A 22,283-nucleotide genomic window follows, 5' to 3' on the forward strand; every position below is an offset into this window, starting at 1 on the left:
CAACGGGCGCCGGCCAACACACTTCATGACAAGTTGGCGGCCATGTCCGGGATCCGCCGAAAGGCTGATCCGTCATGTCGTTGTCTGCTGCTTCTGCGATGCTGGTTTCCGGCTTGGGTGCGGGCGCTGCGCTGCTGCCGGCCCTGGCACACAAGCGTCCCGACCTGCACTGGCGGCTGGTCACGAGCGTCGAGCAGGCTGCGCTGGAGCTGTGCGCCGGCGGCGTCGGCGTGGCCGTGCTCGATACCCGCCACGTCGAGCAGGCACTGGAGATGCTGCTGCTGCAAGCCCAGCGCTGCTCTCCTCTGACACAGGTGCACGTGCACCCGGCCGGGGCCGGCCACAGCTCCATGCCGGCCCTGGCCAGCGTGCTGGCCGCCACGGACGCTGCGCGGTAAGCCCATGGCCAGCATCACCGGCAACATCATGAGCTTGGCCTGGCGGCCGACGAGGCTGCGCTGGCGCACGAGCACGGCCGTGTGGGCCTGCCTGGCACTCGTGGCCGCGGCTCTCGTCTTCGAATGGCAGTCCTACTCTGCGGCGATGGCGCAGGCGCAGCGCGACAGTCGCAACCTCTCGGCTTCGGTGCTGCGCCACACCATGGCGTTCATGCGCCAGGCCGATATCGTCATCGGCATGGTGGTGCGGCTGCATGAAGGCGCGGCCCTGGACACCGGCGCCCGCACCGGGTTGCGTGAAGTCATCATTGCGCAGGCCGGCGCGCAGCCAGGCATCGAGGACGTGTACGTCTACGGCGCCGACGGGACACTGGCAGCCAGCTCCTGGGCGCAAGGGCGCTATGAAGCCTCGGCGCTGGGGCGGGAGTACTTCGGCTTCCATCGCGCCACGGCCCGGGACGTGCTGCACCTGGGCAAGCCCTACCGTGCCGAGCACGACGGGCAATGGGTACTGCCGGTGTCGCGGCGACTGTCCACAAGCGATGGCGGGTTCGCCGGCATCGTGGTCGTGGCCATGCGCGCGAGCCACCTGAGCGAGCACTACGCGCAGCTCGACCTGGGCCCGGACGCGCTGGTAGCGCTCATCACGCGCGAGGGCATGGTGCTCACGCGCCATCCCTTCGTGGAGAAGGCGATGGGCATGAGCCTGCGCGACACCGCCATGTACCGGGACCACTACGCACGCAGCGAGCAGGGCACGTTCATCGCCACCTCGCCCGTGGACGGCATCGAGCGCATCGCCAGCTTCAAGCACTCGTCGGACTTTCCGGTCATGGCCGTGGTCGGGCTGTCCAAGGCTCATGCGCTGGCCGCCTGGTGGCAGGCGGCCCTGGTCAACATGGCCATCGTGGGCGTGCTCGTGGCGCTGCTGGGCTGGGGCGGCTGGCGTCACCAGCGGCTGCTGCGGCAGCAGCAGGGCACGCTGGGCTCGCTGGCCGCGGCCAACCGCCGGCTGGCCGACCTGGAGAAGGCCATCGACGAGCACGCCGTGGTGGCTGTCACCGACGTCAAGGGCCGCATCGTGCATGCCAACGACAAGTTCTGCGCCCTTTCGAAGTACACGTTGCCCGAGCTGCTGGGCGCCAACCATCGCGTCCTCAAGTCCGAGCGCCACGACAAGGACTTCTGGCGCGCCATGTGGCGCACCGTGGCGCGCGGTGGCGTGTGGCAGGGCGAGGTCTGCAACCGCGCCAAGGACGGGAGCGAGTATTGGGTGAACGCCACGGTCGTGCCCTTTCTGGATGAGCGCGGGCGCCCGGTCCAGTACATCGCCATCCGCAGCGACATCACCGCGCGCAAGCAGGCAGAAGAGCAGCTGCGCCAGGCCCACGAGCGCCTGAGCGACGCCAACGCCAGCCTGGCGCGGCTGGCCGCCTTCGACGCGCTCACCGGGCTGCCCAACCGACGCCAGTTCGACGAGACCTTTGCCAAGGAGCACCGGCGCGCGCAGCGCCTGGGCGGCCCGATGGCGATGCTCATGGTGGACGTGGATCACTTCAAGCAGTTCAACGACACCTACGGCCACGCCACTGGCGACGAGTGCCTCAAGGCCGTGGCGCAGGCCACGCAGGGCGTGCAGCGCCGCCCCGGGGATCTGGCCGCGCGCTGGGGCGGGGAAGAATTCGTGGTGCTGCTGCCGCACACCGACGCTGAGGGCGCGCTGGTCGTGGCCGAGCGGCTGCGCGAGGCGGTGCAGGCCCGTGCCATCGCCCACCGTGGCAGCCCGTTGGGCCATGTGAGCGTGAGCGTGGGTGTGCACGCGGTGCAGCCGCTGCGCGGCAGCTCGATGGCCGAGCTGATGAACGGTGCCGACCAGGCGCTCTACCAGGCCAAGCACGCGGGCCGCAACCGGGTGCAGTTGCTCGCGGTCGCGCAAGAGGACGCGCCTTCGGGCGTGCAGATCCTCAAGGTCGCCGGCCTCAAGCCTCGCGCCGTGCAGCCGGCTCCCCGGCCGGTTGCCGTATCCCTGTCGTCCGAGGCGCTGCTGGCGTCATGAGCGATTTGGTTGTGGCCGGCATCCTGGTTCGGCTCACGCCCACGGTGCAGGCAAGCGAGGGCGTGCGGTGAGTGGCGTGCATGCGTACCGGGTCCGTGTGGCCGCAGGTGCCGCGCTGACAACCGCCGCGCTGCTGGGCGTGCTGGCACTGGCCGTGGAGCAGCGGGTGGCGCAGCGGCACGAGCAGCAGCAGCGCGTGATGCTGCAGGCCCTGGATGGCGCACTGGCGCAGTCGCTCTCAGCCGGCCGGGCGGAGCAGCTGGGCGTTGAATGGGTCGGCCGGCTGGCCGCTGGCGTCCTCACCGCGGAAACCGCAGCCCGGGGCGTGGAGTTCTTCGTGCTGGACCGGTCGAGGGCCGTCGTGTACGGCGCCGGCGCCGCACCGGCCACCGATGCGATGGCCGCGGTCTGGCCGGTGGCGGGGCGGCTCGGCCATGGCGGGCGGGAGTACCTGACGGCGTCGGTGCCCGTGCGCGCTCCCCTGGCTTCCGGGCAGCCGGACTGGATCGCCGTGGTGCGCCAGCCCATGGCCGCGGCGCTCGACGGCGCAGCCGTCGCGCGCGACACCGTGCTGTGGGCGGCAGCCCTGGCAGCAGTGGCGCTGGCGACGCTGGCCTGGGCGGCGCTCGCACGCCTTGGGCGGCCGTTGCGCGCCCTGGCCGGGCAGCTTGGGCACCTGGAGCAGGGCGACATGCCGCAGCGCGTGGTGCCTGAAGGGCACGTGCCCGAACTGCGCGAGGTGGATGAAGCGCTGCAGCAGGCGGCCCGGGTACGGATCGATGCACAGGCCGCGCTGCAGCAGCGACCTCGCAGACACGCTGGGTCCGGCCGAGAGCGACGAGGTGGTCAAGGCCATGGCCACGCGGCTGGCCAGCGCCTGCCGCTGCACCGACTTCGTGGGCTGCTTCGGGCGCGACGAGTTCGTGCTGCTGCTGCCGGAAACCAGTGCGGAGGGTGCAACCGTCGTGGCCAGGAAGCTGCTGCTGGCGGCATCGGCCACGCCGTGCCGGGCCGCGGGCAGCGTCACGCTGAGCCTGGGCGTGCTCGTGAAGGTTGAAACCGTCAGCGCCAGCGATGCGCTGTCGTCGGCGAGGGAGTCGCTGCACCTGGCCCAGCAGCAGGCCTCGGTGAGCGTGGCCGAGCACGGCAACCCGCTCACCGGCTTGCTGCACACGTGAGACGAACAACAGCAAGACAGACGCATGAGCGCTGCGCAGGAGAAGACAACCGTGATTGACCGTGAAATGAACGACGTGCCAGCCGCGCCGCTCGCTCCGGCCCGGGCGCTGCAGGTACTGGTAGTGGACGACGTGGCGATCAACCGCGAACTGCTGCGCCTGCTGCTGTCGCACCACGGCCATGCCGTGCACGAGGTGGGCAACGGTGAGCAGGCCGTCGAGCGCGTGGCCTCCGGCGTGATTGACCTGGTCCTCATGGACATCGAGATTCCCGGCATCGACGGGCTCGACGCCACACGCCGCATTCGCAGCTTGCCCGGGGTCCCGGGCCGCACACCGGTCTGGATCGTGAGCGGCCACGCCTTTGCCTGCGACGTGGAAGCAGCACTGACTTCCGGGGCCAACGGGCACTTGAGCAAACCGGTGTGCTTCGAGCGGCTGCGCGACGTGCTGCAACAGGTGCAGGCGGGCCAGGCGCAACGACACACATGCGCCGCAGCCTCATGAGCCCGCCCCGACACCGCGGACAAGGCCACGTCTGATGGCCCACATGGCGCAGCTGCTGCGAGGTCAGCGCCGCTTCGCGCTGCTCTACATGGACTGCGACCGCTTCAAGCAGATCAACGACAGCCTGGGACACGCAATGGCTGACAACCTGCTGCGCGCAGCTGGGCTGCCGGCTGTCGCTGGACTGCGCGAACACGGGCATCCAAGTTTGGCCGTCCGGCAGGACGGCGGCTCTTTACGAGGCCCTCGGCTTGGCAGATTTCGGCGTTTGAATGCCGTTCTGGCGAACGGCCGGAAAATGGAGCCCGCGTGCGCAGGCATGACGGTACTTGTTCTTTGGTTTGCTCCGTGGCACGCAAACGGCCCGGGCGACCCTGCCGTTACAACCCCACCCGCATCAGGTCCAGCGAGCGCAGCCACTGCAGCGCCTGCGCCGCCGGCTGCGGGCGGGCCACCAGGTAGCCCTGCACCTCGGTGCAGCCCGCGGCACGCACCACGGCCAGCTCCTCGACGGTTTCCACGCCCTCGGCCACCACCTTCAGGTCCAGCGCCGCGGCCAGCTGCGCGCAGGCCTGCACGATGGCGCGCTTGCGCGGGTCGGCGTCGGCGTTGGCCACGAACAGCCGCTCGATCTTGAGCTCGGAGAACGGGATCTGCGAGAGCTGGTACAGGCTGGAGTAGCCGGTGCCGAAGTCGTCGATGGCGATGTTGAAGCCCAGCATGCGGATGCGCGTGGTGTTCTCGATCACGGTGGAGAGGTCGGCCATGGCGTCGCTCTCGGTGATCTCCACCGTCATCCAGCTCGGGTCGAGCTGCGCGCGCTCGGTCACGCGCGCGAGCTCGCGGCAGAAGGCGCGGTCCGACAGCGAGGCCATCGACACGTTGATCGAGCCGCTCACGGCCATGCCCTCCATCAGGCACTCGGCCACCACGCCCACGGTCTGGCGCGCCATGTCGAGCGTGGCCTCCTCGATCAGCCCGTGGTTGCACAGCACCGGCACCAGGCGGTCGGGCGTGATCAGCGCGCCGGACTCGTCGCGCGCGCGCATCAGGCATTCGAAGCCCACCACCTCGCTGGTGGCCAGGCGCATCTGCGGCTGCACCCAGCCTTCGAGCCGGCCCTGGCGCAGCAGCTCGGAGGCCTCGTAGCGGCTGAGCTGGGGCAGGGCGACGCGCGGCTTGGCCGGCGCGGCGGCGCTGAAGCTGTCGAGGTCGCGCGCGATGGTGGCTGCGTCCTCGGGCGTCTCGCAGTAGCCGGCCACGCGCACGCGGCACGCCGCGGCCAGGCTGATGGCGGCCTTGATGACGGCGCGCTGCTGGCGGCTGGCGTAGAAGACGGCCGGCGGGTGCGGCAGGCCGCCAAGCACGCGCGTGAGCTGCAGCCCGTCGCCGTCCTCGAAATGCAGCTCGCACACCACCAGGTCGGGCAGCGGCGTGCCCTGGCCGAGCAGGCTGAAGACGCCGTGCAGGTCCGCGTGCACCTGCTGCACGTGCCAGCCCGCGTCGTTGAGCGCCGTGGCCACCGGCGCGGCCGTGTGCTGGCCCAGCACCACCCAGGCGCTGCGCGGGGCCGGCCGCAGCTCGGGCTGCATGCTCATGCCACGGCCCGCGGCGCCTCGGCAGCGCCCTGGCCGCCCGGCGCGTCGGCGACGCTCTCGCACAGGCGGCGCACGTCGTCGAAGGAGATGGGCTTGATGAGCACGTCGTCGAAGCCGGCGGCGATGATGCGCGCCTTCTCCTCGGGCATGCTGTGCGCGGTGAAGGCCACCACCGGCAGCGCGCGCAGGCCCAGCTCGTCGCGGATGCAGCGGCATACCAGCTCGCCGGGCATGCCGGGCATGCGCAGGTCCAGCAGCACCATGTCCACGTGCTCGCGCGCCAGCACCGCCAGCGCCTCCTGCCCGCTGTCCACGAGCTGCGGCTGCCAGCCCAGGCGCTTGAGGAACACGCTCACCAGGCGCCCGGTGAGCTGGTTGTCGTCAACGATCAGGGTTCGCTTGTTCATGGTCTTTCTGGCGTGCTGCTCGTGCAAGCAGCTCTTCCGTCCCTTGGTGCTATCGGCCCCGCCGCGCCGGGCTTGAAACGGCGTGCGGACTTATGTCACGCGGTTGATGCGGGCAGCTCAGGCCGTGCCGCGGGCACGCCGCGCGGCGCGTGTTGGAAACATTTTTCGGCAGGGCGCTCGACACGTTGTTACCTGACTGTCACGCTGCCACGATCAGCACCTCGCCGCTGCCTGGGACCGTGGCATCGGTCGCGGCGGCAGGGGCGGGTGCGGCGGCCGGTGCCTCGTCCGGCGCGCCTTGCGCCAGCGGCAGCCACAGCGTCACCTCGGTGCCCTGGCCGGGCTCGCTGGCGAGCTGCAGCGAGCCGCCCAGCAGCTCCACGATTTCCTTGACGATGCTCATGCCCAGGCCGGTGCCGGGGATGTTGCCGGAGGTGTCGGCGCGGTAGAAACGCTCGCTCACGCGCGCGAGCTGCCCGGGCGTCATGCCGATGCCCTGGTCGCGCACCACCAGCCCCACGCGGCGCGGCGCGGCGTTGTCGCCCTCGCAACCGCCGGGGCCGTCCGGGCCTTCCAGGCGCAGCGCCAGCCGCACCTCGCCGCCCGCGGGCGAGTACTTGTAGGCATTGGACAGCACGTTGCCCAGCGCCTGCGCCAGCTTGCTGCGGTCCACGCGCACGGGCAGCGGCTGCGCCGGCTGCTCCACCGCCGGCGCGGGGCGCTCCTGCGGCGGCTTGAAGTCGTGCACCACCTCGGCCACGAGCGCGCGCAGGTCCAGCCGCTCGATGTTGAAGTCCTTGCCGCGGCGCGCCTCGATGCGCGCCAGGTCCAGCAGCTCGTTGACGATGGAGATCATCAGCCCGGTCTGGCGGTGCACGGTGGCGATCACGTCGGCCTGCTTCGCCGGCGAGAGCTTGCGGTTCATCATCAGCTCGGCGAAGCCGTAGATGTTGGCCATGGGCGTGCGCAGCTCGTGGGCGGCCGTGGAGAGGAACTCGCTCTTCATCTGGTCCACCTCGGTCTCGTGCGTCACGTCGCGCAGGTACAGCACCTGCGAGATGGCGCCGTCGCCCGGGCGCAGCGTGACGACGAGGGTGCGCCGCGTCGGCCGCTCCAGGTCGAGCAGCACGCGCCGCGGCGCGGCGCCCTCGCGGCCATGGCCGCTGGACTCGGCCTCGGCGCGGCGCAGCGTGTCGAAGCCGGGCATGGCGTGCACGTCGCGCGCGCAGCGCGCGCCCAGCAGCGCCGCGAAGCGCGCCTCGTCCTGTCCCGCGACCTCCTCGGCGGCCAGCCCCGTGAGTCGCGTGAAGCCGGGGCTGACGTAGCTCACGCGCCGGGCGTGGTCGAAGGAGACGAAGCCGTCGGGACTGAGCGCGAAGATGGCGTCGAGCTGCTCGCCGTGCTCGCGCAGCCGCTGCACGAGGCCGGAGATCATGTGCGAGATGGCCTCGATGTCACCGCCGGCGGGCACGGGCGCGCGCTCGGCCGCGCCGGGCGTGCCGGCCTGGGACATGAGGCCTTCGAGGATGCCGCGCAGCGCGGTGAGCGCCGCCTGGCGCGCGCGCAGTTGCTCCTGCAACTTCTGGTCGAGCGCATGCTGCTCCGAGACGTCGTGGCAGGTCAGCACGTGGCCGTGGAGCTCGCCGTCGGGCCCGGTGATGGAGGACAGCGTGGTGTCGAGCACGCGCGTGCGCCCGTCGCGCGCATGGATGCCGGCGCGGCGGGCGCGCCAGGGCGCGTAGGAGGCGCGCGCGCCGAAGATCTCGGGCAGCAGCTCGTGCGCGGTGCGGGAGAGCACCTGCTCGCGCGCCAGGCCCAGCGCCTCGCACGCGGCCGGGTTGGCCAGCACCACGCGCCCCTGCGCATCCAGCGTGAGCACGCCGTCGGCGATCGCGCCCAGCGTCACCGCGGCCTGCTCGCGCTGCATCTGCACGTTGGCCGCGGCGCGGCTGATCACGTCGAAGGTGCGCTTGAGCTCGATGGGCGCGTCGTCGGCCAGCGCGCGCTCGGGGCTGAGCACGCCCGAGCGCATGTCGGCTTCGAGCGACTCGATGCGGTCGAGGTTGCCCAGCCAGCGCTTGAGCGCCAGCCGGAACACCAGCAGCCCGCCGCCCAGCGCCAGCGCCGCCAGCGCCAGCGCCGCGCGGAACTGCGCCCACAGCGCGCCGGCGATGCTCTCGGCATCGAAGCGCAGGCGCAGCACGCCATAGTCGCGCCCGCCCACGGTGATGGGCCGGTTGGTGTCGTACAGCCCGGCGGCGATGACGTGCCTGAGCCAGCCCGGCGGCACGGCCTGGGGCTCCTCGTCGCTGGCGGCCTCGATCTTGGCGCCCTTGATGTCGATGAAGGCCGCGCCGGCGTAGTCGGAATGCCGGATGGCACGCCCCAGGGTGTGGCGGATGGTGTCGTAGTCGCCGATCACGGCGCTGTCGGCCACCGCCGGGGCGATCACCTCCACCAGCGCCTCGGCGCGCAGGTGCGTGTTCTCGAGCTCGACGAGGAACTCGTAGCGGTAGAAGAGCACCAGGCCGCCGGCGACGAACAGCACCAGCGCGATCGCGTAGAGCGCGAACACGCGCCCGGCCAGCGAGCGCGGCAGCCAGAGCCTGGGCTTCTTCACCGTGGGTGGGACTTCTTCGGAAGGCGGCCGTTCAGCGCAGCTGCGGCGGCGCGGTGCGGTAGAACTCGCGGTAGGCGCCGTACTCGCTGCCGTCAGAGGGCACGAAGTGCGCCGTCTGCTTCATGCCCGCGACCTTCGAGGCCTGCTCCAGGATCTCGCGCCCGCGCGGGTCCTGGTGCATGCCCAGGAACGCCCGGGCCACGGCGCGCGCGTCGCGATCGGGCACGCGGTCGGAGTGCATCAGCGCCAGGTCGTGCAGCGGTGCCGAGGACCACAGCACGCGGAACTTGCGGCCCTCGCGCCGGGTGTAGCCCTCGGCCAGCTGCGAGTTCACGCCCACGGCCGCGGCCTTGCCGCTGAAGAGCTGCACGAAGGCGCCGTCGGCATTGCCGGCAAAGACCGGCTTGACGTCGATCTTGCGCGACAGCAGGTGCGCGTAGGTGAACTTGTAGGACACCGTGGCCTCGGGCCCGGGGAAGGCGACTTCCTTGCCCGCGAGCTCCGACAGCTCACGGATGGGCGACTCCTCGGGCACCACGATCTGGCCGTGCACCGGCGGCATCTCGCGGCGGCCGAACACCTTCCAGCCCATCTTCTCGCGCTCGGGGCTGAAGAGGTGGTTGGTGAAGACGAAGTCCACCTCCTTGGCCAGCACGTAGGCGGTGGTGTCGGCGGAGGTGCGCCCGATCTTGAGCTGCAGCTTCACGCCGCTCTTCTCGGAGACGTAGGCCATGATCGGGTTCCAGTACTCGGCCGTCACGGCGATGCCGTAGAGGTTGACGGGCGAGAAGCTGTAGCCCTCGGCGGCGGCCACGGGCAGGCTCGCGCCCAGCGGGGCCAGCGCGCCGGCCAGCGCCAGCGCGGCGGCCAGGCGGCGGCGCGGGAAACGGATGTTCTTCATGCTTCGAGGGGTCGTTGCGACGCGCGTGCGCGGAGTGCCCGTGCGGGGCTCAAAGGTCGGGCAGCAGCCGTTCCACGGTCTCGATCAGGCGCTGCGGGCTGAAGGGCTTGACCATGTAGGCGTTGGCGCCGGCGGCGATGCCGTCCTGGATGTCGTTGGCCTGCGCGCGCGCCGACAGCAGCACGATGCGCGTGGCCGCCAGCGCAGGCATCTCGCGCAGCTGCCGGCACACCTGCAGCCCGTTGAGCTCGCCGGGCATCATCACGTCGAGCAGCACCAGGTCGGGACGGATGTCCGCGGCCAGCTTCAGCGCCGAGGCGCCGTCGCCGGCCTCGTGCAGCGCCATGCGGTCCTCGAACACGTCCAGCGACCAGCTCAGCAGCTTGCGCAGGTCGGGCTGGTCATCAACGATGAGCACTTGTTTCATGGGGCCGTGGTCCGGATGCTTGTCGAAGGTATGGGGGGATTGGAGTGCAGGCGTCGCGCCGGCTCCAGGCACCGCAACGGCTTGGGCCTGGATGGCGTGAACAAATAATTGGCACTTCGGGCGAATTTGCGTTGAGGGCCTGTGCTCGCCGCCACCGTCGTCATACCGCGGCGCGCTCCGGGCGCGGCGCGGGCTCGTCGTTGGCGCAGGCCGGGCGCTGCAGCGTCACGCGCACCGTATTGCCGTTGCCCAGGTACTCCATGGCGTCGAAGCAGCCCATGCGCGCCATGGCGATGCCGCGGCCATGCGGATCGAAGGCCCGCTCGGGCGAGAGGTCGAGGTAGGGCTGCCAGTCGAAGCCCGCGCCCTGGTCCTGCACCGTCAGCGTCAGCGCCGCGGGCGTGCGCGCGAGCTGCACCGTGACGCGGCGCTGCGACCAGGCGGCATCGGCCAGGCGCCGCGCGATCTCGTCGTGCCAGCGGCCTTCGAGCAGCAGCTCGGTCTTCTCGGCATAGCCGATGCCCAGGTTGCCGTGCTCCACGGCGTTGATGAGCAGCTCGTGCAGGCCGAGCACGACGCGCGCCGGGTTCGGGCAGGCCAGCGCCAGCGCCTGCGCCAGCTCGCGCGCCTCTTCGAGCGTGCGGCAGTGGAAGGTGCCCTCGCCGAGCATGTGCAGCGCCTGGCCGGCGTTGCGCACGGCGGCCTGCACCTGCTCGGTCTCGCGCCGCTGCGTGATGGCGGCCTGCAGCACCGCCATAACCAGCGGCAGCTGCAGCGGCTTGGTCAGGTAGTAGTAGGCGCCGGCCTGCAGGCCCACGCGCACCATGTCGGTGTCGGCCACCGAGGACTCGATGATCACGGGCAGGCCGCACAGCGCGGGGTCGCCCTTGATGCGGCGCAGCAGCTCGATGCCGTCCAGGTCGGGCAGCTGGCGGTCGAGCAGCACCGCCTCGAAGCCGGCGCCGGCGCGCGGCGGCTGCGCCTGCAACTGGCGCCAGCCCTCGGCAGCGGTTGCGGCCTCGACCACCTCGTAGCCGCAGCCGCGCAGCGCCAGCTGCAGCAGGTCGCGGACGAAGGGGTCGTCCTCGATGAGCAGGATGCGGGTCATGAACCGGCCCTGGCCCGTGCCGCGGCCTCGGAACGCGCCTTGATGTCGAGGATGCGCGGCAGGATCGACTCGAACAGGTCCACCAGGCGCGGCTCCAGGTGCGTGCCGGCGGCGCCGCGCAGCGTGGCGATGGCGGCCTCCACCGGCCAGGCCTGGCGGTAGGGGCGCTTCATGGTCAGCGCGTCGAACACGTCGGCCACGGCCACGATGCGGGCGGCCTCGGGGATGGCGCGGCCGGCCAGCGCGTCGGGATAGCCGGTGCCGTCCCACTTCTCGTGGTGGTGCAGCGCGATGACGGCGGCGAGCTGGAACACCGGCGAGTCGTGCTGCACGAGCATGTCGTGGCCGAGGCGGCAGTGGGTCTTCATCGTCTCCCACTCGTCGGCGTCGAGCTTGAGCGGCTTGAGCAGGATCGAGTCGGGCACGCCCAGCTCGCCGATGTCGTGCAGCGCCGCGGCCAGCTCCAGCACCGCGCTGCGCTCGGCGTCCCAGCCCGCGGCCTCGGCCAGCGCGGCGGCGTAGGCGCCCATGCGCTGCGGATGGCGGCCGGCCTTGTCGTCGCGGAAATGGCTGGCCTTGCCCAGCATCAGCAGCGCCTCGCGGTAGGCCGCCTCGTAGGTGCCGTGATCGGGCTGCGCCAGGCGGCGGCGCACGCACGCCAGCAGCTCCGCCGGCTGCGCGGGCTTGAACAGGCAGCCCTCGACGCCCTCGAACGCGGCGGCCTCGTCGCCCAGGCGCGAGCGCTGCGCCAGGAACACGACGGGCACGCCGGCAGTGCTCACGTCGGCCTTGAGCGCGCGGCACACGGCGAAGCCGTCGAGGTCGGGCAGGTCGATCTCCAGCAGCACCAGGGCCGGGCGGTGCTTGCGCACCGCGGCGACGGCGTCGCGGCCGTTCCAGGCAAAGGCCAGGCGGTATTCGGCGCCCAGCACCTGGGCCATGCCGGCCAGGTCCTCGGGATGGCTGTCGACGATGAGAATGGTGGAAGCGGAGGTCATGCTCGGGATTCGTACTGCGAAAAACCTTGGACGCCACTGTCCGCCACCGAGCCCGCGCATCTGTTATCGGAGTGTCAAAGTGACCAGGACTTACCCCCCGCCGCTGTGGACAAGTCTGTGGGGCGGCTGCGTGCGGCGCGGCCAAGTGCCTGATCCGCCATGGTTGCGCCGTCATTGCCCAAAAAACAGGCAAATCCGTGCCGCCGGCCCGTGGCGGCTACGCTGGGGCATCTGAAGGCGGCCCGGGAGACGGCATGGCGGCAGGAGCGGACGAAGGCGTGGCAAGTTCCGCCGGGATCGAGGTCCCGGAAGCGGCGCTGGCGCGGGCCCGGGCGCTGGCCGGCGCCGGGACGCGCCGCGTGCTGGGCATCGTGGGGCCGCCGGGCGCGGGCAAGTCCACGTTGGCGCAGGCCCTGGCCGACGCGCTGCCCGGCCGGGCGCAGGTGGTGCCGATGGATGGGTTCCACCTCGCGCAGGCGGCGCTGGAGCAACTGGGCCGTGCCGGCCGCAAGGGCGCGCCCGACACCTTCGACAGCGCCGGCTTCGTGGCACTGCTGCGGCGGCTGCGGTCACCGGCCGAAGGCGAGACGGTGTGGGCACCGTCCTTCCGGCGCGAGATCGAGGAGCCGGTGGCCGGCGCCATCGCGGTGCCGCCGGCGCTGCCGCTGGTCATCACTGAGGGCAACTACCTGCTGCTGGAGCAACCGCACTGGCGTGACGTGGCCGGCCTGCTGGACGAGTGCTGGTACCTCGACGGCGACGACGCCGCGCGCGTGGCACGCCTGCTGCGCCGGCACGTGGCGCACGGCCGCAGCCCGGAGGCAGCCGCGCAGTGGGTGCGGGACACCGACGAGCCCAACGCGCGGTTGATCGCGGCGACACGCCAGCGCTCGACATGGTCGTTGTGCTGGCCTTGAAGGCTGCGGCCGTCGGGCTGATCCAGGTACTCCAACTCTGTAAAACAACATACGCGATGCGCTGACAAACATCGAATCCCGATAACGAAACACCTTCTCTGTCCTGCCTGAACCCCACGACTCCCTCCAACAGGAAGGCATCCACATCAAGAGTGCTCCCCGCAACGCAGCCCAACGGCACGGACGGCGCACGAACCTGCGCGTATGTTGTATTGATTCGCTGTCAACGTCGCGTCGGTCCCCGATGAGCCGGAAGCGCAGCCACCGGGTTCAGGCTGCCGCCGGGGCCTGTGTCGCAGTCAGGGCCGACAGCGCCTCCAGCGCCACGCGCACGCGCGCCGGCAGCAGCCGGCCACCCGGGTGCACGACGCTGACCGGCATGGGAGGCGGGCGGCAGCCGGGCAGCACCTCGACCAGCTCGCCGCGCGCCAGCGCCGCGGCGGCCATGTAGTCCGGCACCTGGCACAGCCCCAGGCCCAGCCGCGCCGCTTCGACCATGGCTTCGCCGTCGTTGATGCGCGCCGCGACGTTGGGCGGCGGCAGGTCCACGGCCCGGCCGTCCTCCACGAACTGCCACGGCCGCTGCCGGCCGCTGCTGGGCATGCGAAAGGCGATGGCGGCGTGCGCGCCCAGCGCCGCGACCCCGTCCGGCGTGCCGCGCGCGGCCAGGTACGCCGGGCTGGCGCACAGCAGCAGCGTCTGCGTGTCGATGCGGCGCGCCACCAGCGAGGAATCGTCGAGCCGGCCCACGCGCACCGCCAGGTCGATGCCTTCCTGCACCAGGTCGGCGAAGCCGTCCTGCAGCCGCAGGTCCAGCCGCAGCGCGGGGTAGCGGTGCATCAGTTGCGCGAGCACCGGCATCAGCCGGTGCTTGCCCCACCAGACCGGCGCATCCACGCGCAGCAGGCCCGACGGCTCCAGCCGCGTGCCGGCGGCCTGGGCGCGCAGCTCCTCCACCTCGGCCAGCAGCCGCTGGCAGTGCGCGTAGAGCCGCTCGCCGTCGGGCGTGAGCGTGACCTGGCGCGTGCTGCGGTGAAACAGCCGCACGCCCAGCTCGCCTTCCAGCCGCGCCACCGCCTTGGCCACGCCCGACGGCACGCTGCCGAGCGAGCGCGCCGCCGCGGCAAAGCTGCCGTGGCGCGCGGTTTCCGCGAAGGCGACGTACTGCTGCAGTCCGTGCATGGAACGACCTCCGGTCGAGGACAAAACGTCCTCGCTGTTGTGCCCCGGCAGCGGCTTCCGCGGCAAGGGGGGCAGCGCCACACTGCCGACCGTCCGAGGCGCCGCGGACACAGCCCATCGATGCCCCCTCCCCAGGAGACCACCATGACTGCCGCTCACACCGCCTTCACCCCCGTCCTGGCCCAGCCCAGGCCGCAGTCCGCCGGCCTGCCCGGCATCGCCCACGCCACCTGGGCCGGCCGCGACGACGGGCTGGAGCAGCTCTCGGTGTGGCGCCAGTCGCTGGCGCCGGGCGCGGCCACGCCGCCGCACGGGCATGACTGCGACGAGGTCGTGTTCTGCCTGGCCGGCCACGGCGAGGCCCACGTGGACGGCGGCGTGTTCAGCTTCGGCCCGGACAGCACGGTGCTGCTGCCGCGCGGCAGCGTGCACCAGATCCTCAACACCGGCGATGCGGCGCTGGAACTGCTGGCCGTGTTCGCCGCCACGCCGGTGCAGACGCGGCTGCCGGACGGCCAGGCCATCGCGCTGCCCTGGCGCAGCTGAAAGGGGCCCGGATCTCCCTCGGGATTTGCACCCGTCGTTGCGCGGCGCCGACGCCGTGCCGGCGCCGCGGACCGAGAATCCGGCCCCCTGGTTTTCGTCCCGCCCGCCGCCCCGTGCTGGGGCGGGACCCTGCACGAAAGGAGCGCAGTGATGCGCAAGCGGCTGGCACTGGTGCTCCTGGCACCGGAATGTTCGTCCTGGCAGTCGGGCGCGACGGACACCGCGGACGCCGCGCTGCCGGCGTGGCCCGGCATGCCGTCCGTTTTCGCGCCCTGGACAGGCGTCCATGCGTTCGCGGAAGCCTGGCTGGGACTGCTGACGGCGTGGATGACCTGGATGCTGCCCCCGCGTACCGGGGACTAACCCGTAGAAAAGCGGACTCCTTGACGCGGCTCCAGGGCAATCCCGGTGCGGCCGGGCATCGTGCTTGCGTTGCCGATGGCGTCTTACTTGTCGCGCACCGTGATCATGCATTCCACCCTTGAGCCGGCCCCTGGCCACGCCGTTTCTCCCGCCTGCCTGGAGCTGCGCCGCCGCCTGGGCAACCTGGCGGTCCGCAAGACACCGGCCGACCCGACGGCGCGCGCCATCCGCATCGGCATCGAGGACGAGCAGGGCGCGCTGCTCGACGTGATCGAGACCACGCGCCTGGTCGAGGCCGTGAAGGTGTTCGAAGTCCTGGGCGAGCTGGGCTGGACGCCGCGTGCCGGCCACCGCCGCGGCAGCGACGGGCGCCCGCTCACGCGCAGCTACCGGCTGCGCTGAGCCTCGCGCGGCGCGTGCCGGCTCAGGCCGCCGGTGCCGCCTGCCCGTCCAGCAGCGGGCACAGCTCCCAGCTGCGCAGGCCCTGCGCCGCGGGCTGGAAGGTCAGCTCGATGCGCACCTCGCCCACGCGCTCCAGCAGCCGCTCCTCGCCGATGCCGTGGCCCAGCGCCAGCATCGCGATCACCGAGCCGGGATTGCCCCGGTCGTCCGGCGTCACCGCCTGCCAGGGCACGAAGGCCTGGATGTCGAAGCGCCCCGCATGCGCCGCGCTGGGCGTGGCGGTGAAACGGATGTCGCCCAGCTTCACGCCCTTGCCGCCCACTTCCACCTCGGAAACCTCGATGACTTCGGGCGGCATTGGCGGGCGGAAGGCGCGCACGTTGAGTCCCGCGGGCAACGCCGGAGCGGCGGCCACCAGCTCGCGCACGGCGGCCGCGCCCGCGCCGTTGCCGTCGCAGGTGACGAGGATCTCCAGCCGGCTGCCCGGCGGCGGCGAAACAGGGTTGAACTCCACGCCCAGCTCGCGGTGGTAGGCCTGCGCCGCCTTGCCCAGCACCGGCGCCAGGTCGTAGAGCCGCTGCGTGGCCTGGTCGCGGGCGGCGGGGTTCTCCAGGGCCTGCGCCGTGGCCAGCAGTTCCTTCGCCTGGCCCTGCACCACGGTCCAGAACCTCGCGGCCCTGGCCCTGGCCATCGCTCCACCCTTGCTGCTCATCGCGCGCTCTCCTGCATTGCGGGGATTGAAAAGCCGCGCAGGATACCCGGCGTCCCGGCGCCGGGTCAGGCCGTGGCGGGTGCCTCCAGGTAACGCCGCGCATAGCGCGCGCCCAGGCTGGTCAGGATCTCGTAGCCGATGGTGCCGGCCCGCGCCGCCACGGCGTCCACGTCCTGGTGCTTGCCGATCAGCTCCACCAGCGTGCCCGGCCGCAGCGCGCCTTCGGGCAGCGCGCTGGCGTCGAGCGTGATGGTGTCCATGGACACGCGCCCGGCCAGCGGCAGCAGCGTGCCGTCGAACCAGGCCGCGCCGCGGTTGCACAACGACCGCAGCCAGCCGTCGGCATAGCCCACCGACACCGTGGCGATGCGCGAGGGCTGCGCGCTGCGCCAGGCGAAGCCATAGCCCACCGGCGCGCCGGCCTCGATCTCACGGCACTGGATCACCCGGGCCTGCAGGCTCACCACCGGGCGCATCGGGTTGGGCATGCCCGCCTGCGGCGCCAGCCCGTAGAGCGCCGCGCCCGGGCGCACCAAGTCGAAATGAAAGTCTTCGCCCAGGAAGATGGCCGAGGAGTTGGCGAAGCTCGCCGGGGCCGGCGGCAGCAGGCGCCGCGCGGCGCGGAAGCGTTCCAGCTGCTCGCGGTTGGCCGGGTGTCCGGGATCGTCGGCGCAGGCCAGGTGGCTCATCACGCCCGCGACGCGGATGCCGGCCAGCGCCCGCGGGTCCGCCGCCAGCGCGCGCAGCTCCGTGGGCGACAGGCCCAGCCGCGCCATGCCGCTGTCCACCTGCACGAAGGCGGGCAGCTCGCGGTCCAGCCGCCGCGCCAGCGCGCTCCAGGCGTCGACCTGCGCGCGGCCGTTGAGCACGGGCTGGATGCCGCGGGCCGCGAACTCGGCTTCCGCCCCCGGCGTCGGCCCATGCAGCACGGTCAGCGTGGCCGACGCGGGCAGCAGCGGCTTCAGGGCCAGCGCCTCGTCGAGGTGCGCGACGAAGAAGCGGCGGCAGCCCGCCGCGGCCAGCGCCGGCGCCACGCGCGCCGCGCCCAGGCCGTAGGCGTCGGCCTTGAGCACCGCGGCGCACGCCGCCTTGCCGACGGCGGCCTGCAGGCTGCGCCAGTTCTCGGCGATGGCGCCCAGGTCGATGCTCAGCAGCGCGCCGGCGCTGCCGGGCGGGAAGCCCGCGGCGGTGGCGGTGCCGCTCATTGCGCCGACTCCGCGGCGCGCCCGCCCACGAACCGCGCCGGCACGCCCTGGCGCTCGAAGTAGTCGCGCGTCACCTGCCGCACCACCGGCGCCAGCAGCACCAGCGACACCAGGTTGGGGAAGGCCATGAAGGCGTTGAGCGTATCCGCCACCAGCCACACGAAGTCCAGGTGCGTGACCGCGCCGACCAGCACGAAGCCGGTCCAGGCCAGGCGGTAGGGCACTTCCGCCGCGGTGCCGACCAGGTAGGCCCAGCACTTCTCGCCGTAGTAGGCCCAGCCCAGGATGGTGGTGTAGGCGAAGACCACGATGGCCACGGCCAGGAAGTGCGCGCCGAAGCCGGGCAGGGCGGTCTCGAAGGCGGTGGAGGTCAGCACCGCGCCCTTGAGGCCGCTGCTCCAGGCGCCGGTGACGATGAGCACCAGCCCGGTCATGGTGCAGACGACGAGGGTGTCGATGAAGGTGCCCATCATGCCGATGAGCCCGGACTCGGCCGCGTGGCGCGAGCGCCCTGCCGCCTGCGCGATGCCGGCGGTGCCCAGGCCCGCCTCGTTGGAGAAGATGCCGCGCGCCACGCCGTAGCGCAGGGCCATCATCACGCCCGCCCCGGCGAAGCCGCCGGCCGCCGCGGTGGGGTTGAAGGCGTGGTGGAAGATCAGGCCGAAGGCGGCCGGGATCTCCTGCGCGTACAGGCCCAGCACCAGCAGCGACACCAGCACGTAGCCCACGCACATGAACGGCACGAGCTTCTCGGCCACCGCGCCGATGCGCTTGACGCCGCCCAGCAGCACGAAGCCGGTGCCCAGCGTCATCACCAGGCCCGAGGCCCAGGGCGAGACGCCGAAGCTGCTGCTCATGACCTCGGCGATGCTGTTGGACTGCACCATGTTGCCGATGCCGAAGCCGGCCACGCCGCCGAAGACGGCGAAGGCCGCGCCCAGCCAGCGCCAGCGCGGGCCCAGGCCGTTCCTGATGGCGTACATCGGCCCGCCGACCTGCTCGCCGCGGGCGTCGGTCTCGCGGAAATGCACCGCCAGCAGCACCTCGGCGTACTTGGTGGCCATGCCCACCAGCGCCGTCACCCACATCCAGAACAGCGCGCCGGGGCCGCCGATGGCAATGGCCGTGGCCACGCCGGCGATGTTGCCGATGCCCACGGTGGCGGCCAGCGCCGTCATCAGCGCGGCCCAGGGGCTGATCTCGCCGGCGGCGCCTTCGGCCGGGCGGCGCCCGCGCCACACCACCCGGAAAGCCGTGCCGATGCGGCGCAGCGGCAGCAGTTTCAGGCGCAACTGCAGGAACAGGCCGGTGCCCAGGATCAGCACCAGCATGGGCGGGCCCCAGACGAAGTCGTTGATCGCCGTGACCACGGCGGTGAGTTTTTCCACGGGAAATGTCTCCAGGTTGTCGCAAGGACCCCGCCGCGCCGCGCCCGCCACGGTGGGGCGGGACGACAGGCGCAGGCGAGGGGGCCGCCAGCACATGGCGGCATCAAGTTGCACCCGCAACCGAGCCGACCCGCAGCCCGCAAGGGATGCGGGAGGCGGCGCCGGTCAGGTCGGGTGCCGCGCGGCCGGAGGCTTCTCGTGAGCCTCTCGGCCGCGCTCTTGAAAGGGGGGTGGCGCGGGCGTCCTTACGCCGGCTGCGCCGTGGGCACGTGCACGCGGCGCGCGTTGCGGCCGTAGCGTTCGAGGCCCAGGCCTTCCATGCTGATCTCGGGCTCGCGCCCGCTGATCAGGTCGGCCATGACGCGGCCGGTGCCCGCGGCCATGGTCCAGCCCAGCGTGCCGTGGCCGGTGCTCAGGAACAGGTTGTCGAGCGACGTGCCGCCGACCACCGGCGTGCCGTCCGGCGTCATCGGGCGCAGCCCGGTCCAGAACTCGGCGCGCGCCACGTCGCCGCCGCGCGGGAACAGGTCGCTGACCACGAACTCCAGCGTGCGCCGCCGCGCCTCCGACAGGCCCAGGTCGAAGCCCGAGAGCTGCGCCGTGCCGCCGACGCGGATGCGGTCGCCCAGCCGCGTCACGGCCACCTTGTGCGTCTCGTCCATCACGGTGGACTCGGGCGCGCCGGACGGGTCGGTGATCGGCACGGTGATGGAGTAGCCCTTGACCGGGTACACCGGCAGGTCCAGGCCCAGCGGCGCCAGCAGCCGCGGCGAGTAGCTGCCCAGCGCCACCACGTAGCGGTCGGCGCGCAGCACGCCTGCGGCGGTGCGCACGCCGGTGATGCGCCCGCCGGCGCTGTCCAGGCCCTGGATGTCCACGCCGAAGCGGAACTGCACGCCCAGCGCCTGCGCCATGCCGGCCAGCGCCTGCGTGAACTTGAAGCAGTCGCCGGTCTCGTCGCCGGGCAGGCGCAGCGCGCCCACGAACTTCTCCTGGGTCGCGGCCAGCCCGGGCTCGACGGCCACGAAGCCGGCGCGGTCCAGCAGCTCGAAGGGCACGCCGTAAGCTTTCAGGATCTCGATGTCGTTGGCCGTGGCGTCGAGCTGCTTCTGGGTGCGGAACAGCTGCAGCGTGCCTTGCGCGCGCTCGTCGTAGCGGATGCCGGTCTCGGCGCGCAGCGCGCGCAGGCAGTCGCGGCTGTACTCGGCCAGGCGCACCATGCGGCTCTTGTTGCGGCGGTAGGCGGCCTCGGTGCAGTTGGCCAGCATCGCGCCCATCCAGCGCAGCAGGGCCGGGTCCAGCGAGGGCTTGATCACCAGCGGCCGGTGGTGCATCAGCAGCCACTTGATGGCCTTGAGCGGCACGCCCGGCCCGGCCCAGGGCGCGGAATAGCCCGGCGAGACCTCGCCGGCGTTGGCGAAGCTCGTCTCCAGCCCGGGGCCGGGCTGGCGGTCGATCACCGTCACCTCGTGACCGGCACGGGCGAGGTAATACGCCACCGAGGTCCCGATCACACCACTGCCCAGCACCATCACCTTCATGTCGATCTCGCTTGGTTCGAAGGCGCGCCCCGGCGGCGCGCGTCTCCACCCTCATTGCAACCGCTGTGCCAGGAGAAGAAACCTCTTTCAAATCAACGGGTTGGGTGAGTTCAAGGCATGCTGCGCAGCACGGTGTCGTATTGAAATCAATACAGCCGGAACGTGACGCAGATCACGCCGCGCCCCTAAAGCCTTGACCAGCAACAACTTGGCGTCGCCGTAGCGAAATCCGTACACTGTCGCGATTTCATTACGGCGTTCCGGCGCCCCACAGCATGCGCATCGACGTCGTCATCGCCGACCGGGTCGGCATCGCGCAGGAGATCCTGGCCCAGCTGGCGCGACGGGCGCTGAACGTGTCGGCGGTGGAGGTCGAGCCGCCGCACGTCTACATCGAGGCGCCGGCGCTGGACGCCACCGGGCTGGAGGAGCTGCGCGGCGCGCTGCTGGGCATCTCCGGGGTGGAGTCGGTGCGCGAGCTGGCCATCCTGCCCGGCGCGCGGCGCCGGCTGTACTTGGACGCGCTGATGGCCTCGATGGAGGACCCGGTGCTGGCCGTGGACGCGCAGGGCGTCATCGTCGTGGCCAACGCCGCGGCCGTCGCGGCCAGCGGGCTGCCGGAGCAGCGGCTGGTCGGGTCGTCGCTGCGGGCGCTCATGGGCGACGCGGCGCTGGCCCTGGGCGACGCCCGGCTGCCCACGGGCGAGGTGCTGTTCAACGGCGAGCCCTTCCTGGCCGAGAGCGTGGCGCTGCAGGAGGACGGCGGCACGGTCGCCGGCGCGGTGCTGACCCTGCACGCGCCGCACCGGCTGGGCGAGCGGTTGAGTGCGCTGCGCAACTACAGCGCCGGCGGCTTCGAGGCGATCCTGGGCGAATCGCCCGCCATCCGGCAGCTCAAGCAGCGCGCGGCGCGCATGGCGCAGGTGGACGCGCCGCTGCTCATCCACGGCGAGACCGGCACCGGCAAGGAGCTGCTGGCGCATGCCTGCCACGCCGGCAGCCGGCGCCGAGGGCAGCCCTTCTTCGCGCTGAACTGCGCGGCGCTGCCGGAGAGCCTGGCCGAGAGCGAGCTCTTCGGCTACGCGCCGGGCGCGTTCACGGGCGCCTTGCGCGGCGGCAAGCCCGGGCTGCTGGAGCTGGCCGATGGCGGCACGGTGTTCCTCGACGAAGTCGGCGAGATGTCGCCGTACCTGCAGGCCAAGCTGCTGCGCTTCCTCAACGACGGCAGCTTCCGGCGCGTGGGCGGCGACCGCGAGCTCAAGGCCGACGTGCGCATCGTCAGCGCCACGCACCGCGCGCTGGAGCAGATGGTGGCCGCGGGCAGCTTCCGGCAGGACCTGCTGTTCCGCCTGGACGTGCTGCACCTGCAGGTGCCGCCGCTGCGCGAGCGCGCCGAGGACATCGTGCCGCTGGCCGAGGTGTTCCTGGCCCGCGCCTGCGCCCAGGCCGGGCGGCCGCTGGCGCGGCTCACGTCCGCCGCGCGCGCCGCGCTGCAGGCGAATCCCTGGCCGGGCAACCTGCGCCAGCTGCAGAACGTGATCTTCCGCGCCGTGACCATGAGCGAAGCGGCGCAAATCGACGTGGGTGACCTGGAGCTGGCCGGCGCCGAGGCGGGGGTGGACACGGGTGCCACGCCGGGCGCGGAAGCGGAGGTCGATTCGCTCGAAGCCGCCGTGGACGCGTTCGAGAAGGCGCTGCTGCAGCGGCTGCACCCGCAGTACCCGTCCACGCGCAAGCTGGCGCAGCGGCTGAAGACCTCGCATTCCGCCATCGCGCAGCGGCTGCGCAAGCACGGCATCGGCGGCGCGGCCTGAGCCGGCGCGAGGCCG

21 protein-coding genes and 1 pseudogene are annotated in these 22,283 nt (G+C 72.2%); 10 read left to right on the forward strand and 12 right to left on the reverse strand.

Annotation, left to right across the window (positions count from 1 at the left end; genetic code table 11):
- Nucleotides 1-113: 113 nt before the first annotated feature.
- The 5 genes and pseudogenes from FJ694_RS22145 to FJ694_RS37645 form a co-directional block, all read left to right on the forward strand.
- The gene (locus tag FJ694_RS22145; protein WP_157269498.1) at nt 114-398 is read left to right on the forward strand and encodes a hypothetical protein; all 285 of its coding nucleotides are present in this window, start codon (nt 114-116) and stop codon (nt 396-398) included.
- 4 nt (nt 399-402) lie between these two features.
- Complete coding sequence (locus tag FJ694_RS22150) at nt 403-2,454, forward strand: sensor domain-containing diguanylate cyclase (RefSeq protein WP_157269499.1); 2,052 nt, start codon at nt 403-405, stop codon at nt 2,452-2,454.
- Nucleotides 2,455-3,308: 854 nt separating this feature from the next.
- Nucleotides 3,309-3,632, forward strand: a complete 324-nt coding sequence (locus tag FJ694_RS22155; RefSeq protein ID WP_232540173.1) for a GGDEF domain-containing protein — start codon at nt 3,309-3,311, stop codon at nt 3,630-3,632.
- Between the two features lie 24 nt (nt 3,633-3,656).
- Nucleotides 3,657-4,139, forward strand: coding sequence for a response regulator (locus tag FJ694_RS22160; protein WP_157269501.1), 483 nt, complete (start codon nt 3,657-3,659; stop codon nt 4,137-4,139).
- A 43-nt stretch (nt 4,140-4,182) separates the two neighbouring features.
- A pseudogene (locus tag FJ694_RS37645) lies at nt 4,183-4,293 on the forward strand (diguanylate cyclase domain-containing protein); the annotation flags it as partial.
- Between the two features lie 226 nt (nt 4,294-4,519).
- On the opposite strand, the gene FJ694_RS22170 reads toward FJ694_RS37645, so the two are convergent.
- The 7 genes from FJ694_RS22170 to FJ694_RS22200 all read right to left on the reverse strand — a co-directional run bounded on the left by FJ694_RS22170 (nt 4,520) and on the right by FJ694_RS22200 (nt 12,198).
- Nucleotides 4,520-5,737 (reverse strand): EAL domain-containing response regulator, encoded by a 1,218-nt coding sequence (locus FJ694_RS22170; protein ID WP_157269502.1) that lies wholly within the window; start codon nt 5,735-5,737, stop codon nt 4,520-4,522.
- Nucleotides 5,734-6,144 carry a response regulator gene (locus tag FJ694_RS22175; RefSeq protein WP_157269503.1) on the reverse strand — a complete coding sequence of 137 codons (411 nt, stop codon included), beginning with the start codon at nt 6,142-6,144 and terminating at the stop codon, nt 5,734-5,736. Before FJ694_RS22175 ends, FJ694_RS22170 begins: the two co-directional genes overlap by 4 nt.
- 199 nt (nt 6,145-6,343) lie before the next feature.
- Nucleotides 6,344-8,764, reverse strand: coding sequence for a PAS domain-containing sensor histidine kinase (locus FJ694_RS22180; protein WP_157269504.1), 2,421 nt, complete (start codon nt 8,762-8,764; stop codon nt 6,344-6,346).
- A gap of 31 nt (nt 8,765-8,795) precedes the next feature.
- Nucleotides 8,796-9,665, reverse strand: coding sequence for a phosphate/phosphite/phosphonate ABC transporter substrate-binding protein (locus tag FJ694_RS22185; RefSeq protein WP_157269505.1), 870 nt, complete (start codon nt 9,663-9,665; stop codon nt 8,796-8,798).
- Nucleotides 9,666-9,714: 49 nt separating this feature from the next.
- Nucleotides 9,715-10,092, reverse strand: coding sequence for a response regulator transcription factor (locus FJ694_RS22190; RefSeq protein ID WP_157269506.1), 378 nt, complete (start codon nt 10,090-10,092; stop codon nt 9,715-9,717).
- A gap of 160 nt (nt 10,093-10,252) precedes the next feature.
- Nucleotides 10,253-11,200 (reverse strand): response regulator, encoded by a 948-nt coding sequence (locus FJ694_RS22195; protein WP_157269507.1) that lies wholly within the window; start codon nt 11,198-11,200, stop codon nt 10,253-10,255.
- Nucleotides 11,197-12,198 (reverse strand): HD-GYP domain-containing protein, encoded by a 1,002-nt coding sequence (locus FJ694_RS22200; RefSeq protein WP_157269508.1) that lies wholly within the window; start codon nt 12,196-12,198, stop codon nt 11,197-11,199. Before FJ694_RS22200 ends, FJ694_RS22195 begins: the two co-directional genes overlap by 4 nt.
- 278 nt (nt 12,199-12,476) lie before the next feature.
- Here FJ694_RS22200 and FJ694_RS22205 point away from each other — a divergent pair, with 278 nt between their 5' ends.
- Nucleotides 12,477-13,115 carry a nucleoside/nucleotide kinase family protein gene (locus FJ694_RS22205; protein ID WP_232540171.1) on the forward strand — a complete coding sequence of 213 codons (639 nt, stop codon included), beginning with the start codon at nt 12,477-12,479 and terminating at the stop codon, nt 13,113-13,115.
- A 270-nt stretch (nt 13,116-13,385) separates the two neighbouring features.
- Here FJ694_RS22205 and FJ694_RS22210 read toward each other — a convergent pair whose 3' ends face one another.
- Nucleotides 13,386-14,297: a LysR family transcriptional regulator gene (locus FJ694_RS22210; RefSeq protein WP_157269510.1), complete on the reverse strand. Its 912-nt coding sequence runs from the start codon at nt 14,295-14,297 to the stop codon at nt 13,386-13,388.
- A gap of 144 nt (nt 14,298-14,441) precedes the next feature.
- Here FJ694_RS22210 and FJ694_RS22215 point away from each other — a divergent pair, with 144 nt between their 5' ends.
- From FJ694_RS22215 to FJ694_RS22225, 3 genes are all read left to right on the forward strand, one after another.
- A complete protein-coding gene (locus FJ694_RS22215; RefSeq protein WP_157269511.1) occupies nt 14,442-14,843 on the forward strand; it encodes a cupin domain-containing protein in 402 nt (133 codons plus the stop codon).
- Nucleotides 14,844-14,993: 150 nt separating this feature from the next.
- On the forward strand, nt 14,994-15,206 hold the full coding sequence (locus FJ694_RS22220) for a hypothetical protein (protein ID WP_157269512.1): 213 nt from the start codon (nt 14,994-14,996) through the stop codon (nt 15,204-15,206).
- A 105-nt stretch (nt 15,207-15,311) separates the two neighbouring features.
- The gene (locus FJ694_RS22225; protein ID WP_157269513.1) at nt 15,312-15,608 is read left to right on the forward strand and encodes a hypothetical protein; all 297 of its coding nucleotides are present in this window, start codon (nt 15,312-15,314) and stop codon (nt 15,606-15,608) included.
- A 22-nt stretch (nt 15,609-15,630) separates the two neighbouring features.
- On the opposite strand, the gene FJ694_RS22230 is transcribed toward FJ694_RS22225, so the two are convergent.
- From FJ694_RS22230 to FJ694_RS22245, 4 genes are all read right to left on the reverse strand, one after another.
- Complete coding sequence (locus FJ694_RS22230) at nt 15,631-16,320, reverse strand: hypothetical protein (protein ID WP_157269514.1); 690 nt, start codon at nt 16,318-16,320, stop codon at nt 15,631-15,633.
- A 65-nt stretch (nt 16,321-16,385) separates the two neighbouring features.
- Nucleotides 16,386-17,525: an alanine racemase gene (gene alr / locus FJ694_RS22235; RefSeq protein WP_157269515.1), complete on the reverse strand. Its 1,140-nt coding sequence runs from the start codon at nt 17,523-17,525 to the stop codon at nt 16,386-16,388.
- Nucleotides 17,522-18,913 (reverse strand): alanine/glycine:cation symporter family protein, encoded by a 1,392-nt coding sequence (locus FJ694_RS22240; RefSeq protein ID WP_157269516.1) that lies wholly within the window; start codon nt 18,911-18,913, stop codon nt 17,522-17,524. The genes alr and FJ694_RS22240 overlap by 4 nt, the downstream gene beginning before the upstream one ends.
- Before the next feature lie 245 nt (nt 18,914-19,158).
- Nucleotides 19,159-20,454 carry a D-amino acid dehydrogenase gene (locus tag FJ694_RS22245; protein WP_157269517.1) on the reverse strand — a complete coding sequence of 432 codons (1,296 nt, stop codon included), beginning with the start codon at nt 20,452-20,454 and terminating at the stop codon, nt 19,159-19,161.
- 275 nt (nt 20,455-20,729) lie between these two features.
- Between FJ694_RS22245 and FJ694_RS22250 the strand changes: the two genes are divergently transcribed.
- Nucleotides 20,730-22,268 carry a sigma 54-interacting transcriptional regulator gene (locus FJ694_RS22250; RefSeq protein WP_157269518.1) on the forward strand — a complete coding sequence of 513 codons (1,539 nt, stop codon included), beginning with the start codon at nt 20,730-20,732 and terminating at the stop codon, nt 22,266-22,268.
- Nucleotides 22,269-22,283 lie beyond the last annotated feature (15 nt).

This window comes from Azohydromonas aeria, assembly GCF_009760915.1.
GTDB lineage: Bacteria > Pseudomonadota > Gammaproteobacteria > Burkholderiales > Burkholderiaceae_C > Azohydromonas > Azohydromonas aeria.